The 1,076-nt window shown below is 48.5% G+C and carries 1 pseudogene; it reads left to right on the plus strand.

Annotated features, from left to right (window positions below):
- A pseudogene (locus R7Q48_RS24730) lies at positions 1-1,076 on the plus strand (transcriptional regulator MalT); the annotation flags it as partial.

The following is a 1,076-nucleotide window of genomic DNA, read 5'->3' on the forward strand; positions in this document are numbered from 1 at the left end:
CGAAGAAGTATTCGACCTGCTCGATCACGAAACTCGTCACTTCTTGATGCAAGTTTCTGTGCTGGATCACTTTAACGATGAGTTGGTATTTGCCCTCACCCAACGCGAAGACGCGCTGGGCCTGATTGAATCGCTTAACCGTTATGGCTTGTTCATTTATCCACTTGAAGGCGAGCATAACTGGTTCCGCTTCCACAACTTGTTTGGCGAGTTCTTGTCTCACGAGCGTCAAGCACGTATTCCTCAACAAGAAAAAGATCTTCACCGCAATGCTGCGGTCGCTTGGTTACAACAAAAAGCGCCACACCAAGCCATTCATCACGCGCAAAAGTCCAACGATAAAGACTTAGTCGTTGAGATTTTGAATGAATTCGGGTGGAAGATGTTCAACCAAGGTGAACTAAGCACACTCGAGCATGCCATCAATAAGCTGGATGCAGAGCTGCTGTTTAGCCACCCTAAATTGACGATGTTACGTGCATGGTTAGCGCAGAGCCAACACCGATACAATCAAGTTGGCCAATTGCTTGAAGAAGCCGAAGAAGAGCATAAAAAGCGCAACATCGAGCTAGATATCCATTACCAAGGCCAAGCCAACGCGCTGCTTGCTCAGGTCGCAATTAACAGCAACCAACCCGAGAAAGCGCTTGAACTTGCGGAGCTGGCTCTCAGCCAACTAGACAACACTATTTACCGTAGCCGAATTGTCGCGACCTCAGTCGTAGGCGAAGTGAACCACGTGCTGGGTAAACTCGACCGCGCGTTGCCAATGATGCAGCAAACCGAAAAATTGGCGCGCCAGTATCAGGTTTACCATCAAGCACTGTGGGCGATTTTACAACAAAGCGAAATCTTGATTGCTCAAGGTTACGTGCAAGCGGCCTTTGAGCTGCAAGATTCAGGCTTTCGTCTGATTGAAGATCAGCAATTACAGCACGTTCCTCTGCACGAGTTTTTATTGCGTATCCGCGCGCAAGTCTTGTGGTGCTGGAACCGCCTAGTTGAAGCCGAAGAATGTGCGTACCGAGGCCTACAAATTCTCGAAAACCATTCGCCAAGTAAGCACTTACATAGCT

The organism is Vibrio sp. 378 (assembly GCF_033339435.1).